Below are 6,000 nucleotides of genomic sequence, written 5' to 3'. Positions count from 1 at the left end.
GCTGCTGTCAACACCTCTTTTTCACCGCTTTCGACCGAGAGGATCGAATCGCCAATAGAGCCAAACAACACCACTCTATCAACTCCTTCAACGCTTCGATGAACTGAAGCGCCTGACCTATCGAAACTTACTTAACTCATTGAAACTCAAGAAGTTTTCCGTTTCGACTGCGCCGGAAGTGGGGCGAATTATAGACACCTGGAATCTGCCGTCAACCGTTATTTTCATAATTCTGTCATATCAGTCAAAAAAGCCCTTAAACGCAGAAGCCGACACCCAAAGGTGCCGGCTTCTTCACTTATCAATTACAGGCTGGGAAATGCGAATTGTGAAGCCTCGTGGCTGGCACGCTGCGGCCAGCGCTGGGTAATCGCCTTGCGACGGGTATAGAAGCGCACGCCATCCGGGCCATAGGCATGCAGGTCGCCAAACAGCGAACGCTTCCAACCACCAAAGCTGTGATAAGCAACAGGCACCGGCAACGGTACGTTGACGCCTACCATGCCGACTTCAATCTCATCACAGAACAGCCGCGCAGCTTCGCCGTCACGGGTGAAGATACAGGTGCCGTTGCCATACTCGTGATCGTTGATCAGTTGCATCGCCTCTTCGAGGCTATTGACCCTGACGAGACACAGCACCGGTCCGAAGATCTCTTCCTTATAGATACGCATCTCGGGCGTCACGCGATCGAAGAGGCAACCGCCGAGGAAGAAGCCCTCTTCATGCCCTGCCACACTCAAGCCGCGACCGTCGACAACCAGCGAGGCCCCCGCCGATACGCCTTCTTCTATATAGCCACTGACCTTGTCGCGATGCTGACCAGTAACAAGCGGCCCCATGTCCAGCCCACACGAAGTCCCCGCGCCGATCTTCAGCGCCTTGATCTGCGGCACCAGCTTGGCCACCAGCGCATCCGCCACCTGATCGCCGACACACACCGCCACCGAAATCGCCATGCAACGCTCGCCGCACGAACCGTACGCGGCACCCATCAACGCGCTGACGGCATTGTCCAGGTCAGCATCAGGCATCAGCACCGCATGGTTCTTCGCCCCGCCCAATGCCTGCACACGCTTGCCGCGGCGAGTACCCTCGGCATAGATGTATTCGGCAATCGGCGTCGATCCGACAAAACTCAGCGCCTTCACTTCCGGTGCCTCGATCAATGCATCCACCGCGGCCTTGTCACCGTGGACCACGCTCAGAACTCCCTTGGGCAAACCGGCCTCCAGCAACAGCTGGGCGATTAGCAGTGTCGAACTCGGATCGCGCTCGGAAGGCTTGAGGATGAAGCAGTTGCCACAGACGATAGCCAGTGGGTACATCCACAACGGCACCATCGCCGGGAAGTTGAACGGCGTGATACCCGCCACAACCCCCAAAGGCTGGAAGTCTGACCAAGCGTCAATATTGGGTCCTACGTTGCGACTGTATTCGCCCTTCAGGATTTCCGGCGCGGCACAGGCAAACTCGACGTTTTCAATACCGCGCTTGAGCTCACCGGCGGCATCTTCCAGAGTCTTGCCATGTTCTTCGCTGATCAACTGCGCGATGCGCGACTCGTTCTGCTCCAGCAACTGCTTGAAACGAAACATGACCTGGGCGCGCTTCGCCGCCGGCGTATTGCGCCAGGCCGGGAAAGCCGCCTTGGCAGCGTCGATGGCGTGTTGAATGGTTGCGCGATCCGCCAGCGGTACTTTACGGATCGCCTGCCCGGTGGATGGGTTGAACACGTCGGCGGTGCGCGCGTTGTCGCTCAACAACTCGCCATTGATCAAATGCGGAATGAGACTCATGGGGACTCCAGACGAATCGGACAGCGGACGCCCCGGAGGAGCGTCCTTATATAAAGAGGAATCAGTCGACTTTGTTCAGCACTTCGCCAACCGCATCGAACAGTCGATCAAGGTCCTGGGGCTTGCTGTTGAACGTTGGCCCGAACTGCAGCGTGTCACCACCGAATCGCACATAGAAGCCAGCCTTCCACAGTGCCATGCCCGCCTCGAATGGGCGAACGATCGCGTCGCCATCGCGCGGTGCGATCTGGATCGCCCCCGCAAGGCCAAAGTTGCGAATGTCGATGACGTTTTTCGAGCCCTTCAAACCATGCAAGGCTTTTTCAAAATGCGGCGCGACCTCGGCCACGCTCTGTACCAAGTTTTCCTTCTGCAACAGGTCCAGGGCCGCCAAGCCTGCTGCGCACGCCACCGGATGCGCCGAATACGTATAGCCATGGGGAAATTCCACGGCATATTCGGGCGTCGGCTGGCTCATGAAGGTCTGATAGATTTCGGAACTGGCGATCACAGCCCCCATGGGAATCGCGCCATTAGTGACTTGCTTGGCCATGCACATCAGGTCCGGCGTTACACCAAAACTGTCGGCGCCAAACATCGAGCCGGTACGACCAAAACCCGTAATCACTTCGTCAAACACCAGCAGGATGTTGTGCTGATCGCAGATTTCCCGCAGGCGCTTGAGGTATCCCTCTGGCGGCACCAGGACACCGGCGGACCCTGCCATAGGTTCGACAAACACCGCGGCGATATTCGAAGCGTCGTGCAACTCGATCAGCTTCAACAGTTCATCGGCCAAGGCGATCCCCCCCTCCTTCGGCATGCCACGGGAGAACGCATTGCCGGCAAGCAGGGTGTGGGGCAAATGATCGACGTCCATCATGGCCTGGCCGAACAATTTGCGGTTACCGCTGACGCCGCCCAGGCTGGTGCCGGCGATGTTCACGCCGTGATAACCGCGGGCCCGTCCGATCATCTTGGTCTTGGTGGCCTGCCCCTTGAGGCGCCAGTAAGCGCGAACCATTTTCACAGCGGTATCGGCGCATTCGGACCCGGAGTCGGTGAAGAACACATGGTTGAGATTGCCCGGGGTCAGGCTGGTGATTTTTTCCGCCAACTGGAACGACAGTGGATGCCCATATTGGAATCCCGGCGAATAATCGAGGGTGCCCAGTTGCTTGGCGACCGCCTCCTGGATCTCTTTGCGGGTGTGCCCGGCGCCGCATGTCCACAATCCCGACAGCGAATCGTAGACCTTGCGCCCCTTGTCATCCGTCAGCCAACTGCCTTCGGCCGCGACGATCAGCCGGGGGTCGCGCTGGAAATTGCGATTGGCTGTGTAAGGCATCCAGTGGGCATCCAGCTTGAGCTGGCTGGCCAGGGAACCGACAGCGTGTTCGGGCATGTTCATCGACAAAACCTCGCAAGACATAAACGGTATGAAATCAGAAGCGTTCTTGCGGCTAAGTTGCCACGGCGATAAAGTCGGTGAAATCCAGCTTTTCTAACCTTCAGTCAGCGGATCACTAAACTATGAGCATTCGCCGTCCCGATCCGCTGGCCCAGGTCAGCGACTTCGATATTCGCTTGCTGCGGATCTTTCGCAGCGTGGTGGAATGCGGTGGATTTTCCGCCGCCGAAACGGTGCTTGGCATCGGTCGCTCGGCCATCAGCCAACAGATGAACGATCTGGAACAACGCCTTGGGCTGCGCTTGTGCCAGCGTGGCCGCGCGGGATTTTCACTGACCGAAGAAGGCCGTGAGGTCTATCAATCGGCCCTGCAACTATTGAGTGCGCTGGAAAGTTTCCGCACCGAAGTCAACGGTCTTCACCAGCATCTGCGCGGAGAACTGACCATAGGCCTGACGGACAACCTCGTCACCCTGCCCCACATGCGCATCACCCACGCCCTTGCCCAGTTGAAAGAACGCGGGCCGGACGTGCAGATCCAGATTCGCATGATCGCCCCCAACGAAGTCGAGCAAGGCGTGCTGGATGGTCGCCTGCATGTCGGTGTGGTTCCCCAGGCCAGTGTACTTTCCGGGCTTGAGTACCAACCGCTCTACAGTGAGCGTTCGTTGCTGTATTGCGCCGTGGGGCACCCGCTGTTTTATGTGGATGACCAGCAACTCGAGGACGCTCGCCTTAATAGCCAGGACGCCATCGCGCCGACGTTCCGTTTGCCGGCCGACATCCAGGCCCATTACCAGGCGTTGAACTGCACCGCCAGCGCATCGGATCGCGAAGGCATGGCGTTCTTGATCCTGACCGGGCGTTATATCGGTTATCTGCCGGACCACTATGCCAATCTCTGGGTCCAGCAAGGACGGCTGCGAGCCCTCAAGCCCTTGGCGCGTTTCTACGACCTGAGCCTGGCGTCGGTGACGCGAAAGGGGCGTCGTCCTCATCTGGTGCTGGAAAGTTTTCTCGAAAGCCTGGCGGCAACGCGCTGATTCTCCGCCTCGCATGGCTTTTATCGCCGCAACACTTGTCGGATCCGCGCCGGTGCGCTATGAACGCATTTGCCCGCCCCCACAGACCCAGCCCGGAAATGTCCATGACCTTTGAAGTTCCCGCCCATGGTGGCAAGCCTACCGGCCGCATTCGTCAACAGAACGAAGAGACCATCCTCAGGGCCGCCGAGGATGAGTTCGCCCGTCACGGTTTCAAGGGCACCAGCATGAATACCATCGCCCTGAAGGCCGGATTGCCCAAGGCGAACTTGCATTACTACTTCACCAACAAGCTCGGGCTCTATGTGGCGGTGCTGAGCAATATCATCGAGCTATGGGACAGCACGTTCAATTCCCTGACCGCCGAAGACGATCCGGCAGAGGCATTGACCCGGTATATTCGCGCCAAGATGGAGTTCTCGCGCCGCCAACCCCAGGCGTCGCGGATCTTCGCCATGGAAGTGATCAGCGGAGGCGAGTGCCTGAGCGAGTATTTCAACCAGGACTATCGCGCCTGGTTCAAGGGCCGGGCGGCTGTTTTCCAGGCCTGGATCGATGCGGGCAAAATGGACCCGGTCGATCCAGTGCACCTCATTTTCCTGCTCTGGGGCAGCACTCAACATTACGCAGATTTCGCCACCCAGATCTGTCGCGTGACCGGTCGCAGCAAGCTGACCAAGCAAGACATGATCGACGCCGGCGACAACCTCATCCGTATCATTCTCAAAGGCTGCGGCCTGACACCTGATCTCTAGGATTACATGCCTTATACCCTCGTCGGTTTTTGCGAATACCGAGAAGAGATTCGCAAAAGCCGTTTCATTACCCTCGCCGCCCCCATCACCAGCCCTGCCGAAGCCCTGGCCTTTATCGAGCAGCACAGCGACCACGATGCCACCCACAATTGCTGGGCATGGAAACTGGGTGAGCAGTATCGCAGCAGCGACGACGGCGAACCTGGCGGCACCGCCGGGCGTCCGATCCTGGCAGCCATCCAGGCCCAGGCCTGCGACCAGGTCGTGGTGCTGGTCATTCGCTGGTACGGCGGAATCCAACTGGGTACCGGCGGGTTGGCCCGGGCCTACGGCGGCGGAGCAAACAAATGCCTGCAAAACGCTGAGAAAGTTGAATTGATCAGCCGCGTGTCGCTGCAGTGTGTTTGCGGGTTCGCGGAGCTGGCCCTGGTAAAACTGCGCACAGCCGAATGCGGTGGCGTGGTGAATGCCGAGCGCTTCACTGCCAATGGTGTGGAACTTCAATTAGCGGTAGGCGAAGAACACATCGAAACATTGCAGGCGCGGCTGGCCGACTTGAGCCGCGGGCAGATACGCCTGGAGCGCGAAACCCCATGACGTACGTCCCAGACTTGCCCACATGCGCTGTGCACCCGCTTGTGGATAACCTGGGCGCATCACGCTGTAACCCTTCTGTCATGCGGCTTCCAGAGGTTTGTTCATTTTTCGTACAGGGAAATCAAGATTGTTCGAATCCACACCAAAAACAAGCGGTTGCGGCGCTTTATCACCTTTAGGAGACAGCCGTACAGGGCTTATGCCTGACGATAACGCTTGCGCACAATTACTGTGGAGCAACCTGTGGATAACCCGTTCATGGCTCCAGCATCCCCAAGAGCAGCATGGCTCGTAGCCGCTTGTTCATTTTTTAACCAGGCGTTACGGGGCAGCACGGCCAAATCCGACGCGTGGCGTCACGCGTTGAAACAACGGCTCAAGAAACGCTGTCCATT

Annotated in this window: 5 protein-coding genes; 3 read left to right on the top strand and 2 right to left on the bottom strand. The window is 58.4% G+C overall.

Annotated elements, in window-relative coordinates; all coding sequences use genetic code 11:
• Positions 1 to 305 precede the first annotated feature (305 nt).
• Both Q7C33_RS28330 and Q7C33_RS28325 read right to left on the bottom strand, forming a co-directional pair.
• The gene (locus Q7C33_RS28330; RefSeq protein WP_323154812.1) at positions 306 to 1,799 is read right to left on the bottom strand and encodes a CoA-acylating methylmalonate-semialdehyde dehydrogenase; all 1,494 of its coding nucleotides are present in this window, start codon (positions 1,797 to 1,799) and stop codon (positions 306 to 308) included.
• Positions 1,800 to 1,860: 61 nt separating this feature from the next.
• Positions 1,861 to 3,210: an aspartate aminotransferase family protein gene (locus Q7C33_RS28325; RefSeq protein WP_407684558.1), complete on the bottom strand. Its 1,350-nt coding sequence runs from the start codon at positions 3,208 to 3,210 to the stop codon at positions 1,861 to 1,863.
• A gap of 122 nt (positions 3,211 to 3,332) precedes the next feature.
• Between Q7C33_RS28325 and Q7C33_RS28320 the strand changes: the two genes are divergently transcribed.
• The 3 genes from Q7C33_RS28320 to Q7C33_RS28310 all read left to right on the top strand — a co-directional run bounded on the left by Q7C33_RS28320 (position 3,333) and on the right by Q7C33_RS28310 (position 5,605).
• Entirely contained in the window at positions 3,333 to 4,253 is a 921-nt protein-coding gene (locus Q7C33_RS28320; protein ID WP_030138064.1) for a LysR family transcriptional regulator, read from the top strand.
• A 104-nt stretch (positions 4,254 to 4,357) separates the two neighbouring features.
• Positions 4,358 to 5,008 carry a TetR/AcrR family transcriptional regulator gene (locus Q7C33_RS28315; RefSeq protein WP_030138063.1) on the top strand — a complete coding sequence of 217 codons (651 nt, stop codon included), beginning with the start codon at positions 4,358 to 4,360 and terminating at the stop codon, positions 5,006 to 5,008.
• Positions 5,009 to 5,014: 6 nt separating this feature from the next.
• On the top strand, positions 5,015 to 5,605 hold the full coding sequence (locus Q7C33_RS28310; RefSeq protein WP_198797886.1) for an IMPACT family protein: 591 nt from the start codon (positions 5,015 to 5,017) through the stop codon (positions 5,603 to 5,605).
• The last annotated feature ends 395 nt before the right edge of the window (positions 5,606 to 6,000 follow it).

Origin of the sequence: Pseudomonas sp. BP11-1-1 (assembly GCF_052112105.1) — a bacterium.
In the GTDB taxonomy this organism is placed as follows: Bacteria; Pseudomonadota; Gammaproteobacteria; order Pseudomonadales; family Pseudomonadaceae; genus Aquipseudomonas; species Aquipseudomonas alvandae.
This window is presented reverse-complemented; position numbering and strand designations above follow the sequence as displayed.

Bases quoted from the DNA above. Each gene is read 5' to 3' on its own strand.
- Q7C33_RS28320 (WP_030138064.1), top strand. From the start codon at position 3,333: ATGAGCATTCGCCGTCCCGATCCGCTGGCCCAGGTCAGCGACTTCGAT.
- Q7C33_RS28325 (WP_407684558.1), bottom strand. From the start codon at position 3,210: ATGAACATGCCCGAACACGCTGTCGGTTCCCTGGCCAGCCAGCTCAAG.
- Q7C33_RS28315 (WP_030138063.1), top strand. From the start codon at position 4,358: ATGACCTTTGAAGTTCCCGCCCATGGTGGCAAGCCTACCGGCCGCATT.
- Q7C33_RS28310 (WP_198797886.1), top strand. From the start codon at position 5,015: ATGCCTTATACCCTCGTCGGTTTTTGCGAATACCGAGAAGAGATTCGC.
- Q7C33_RS28330 (WP_323154812.1), bottom strand. From the start codon at position 1,799: ATGAGTCTCATTCCGCATTTGATCAATGGCGAGTTGTTGAGCGACAAC.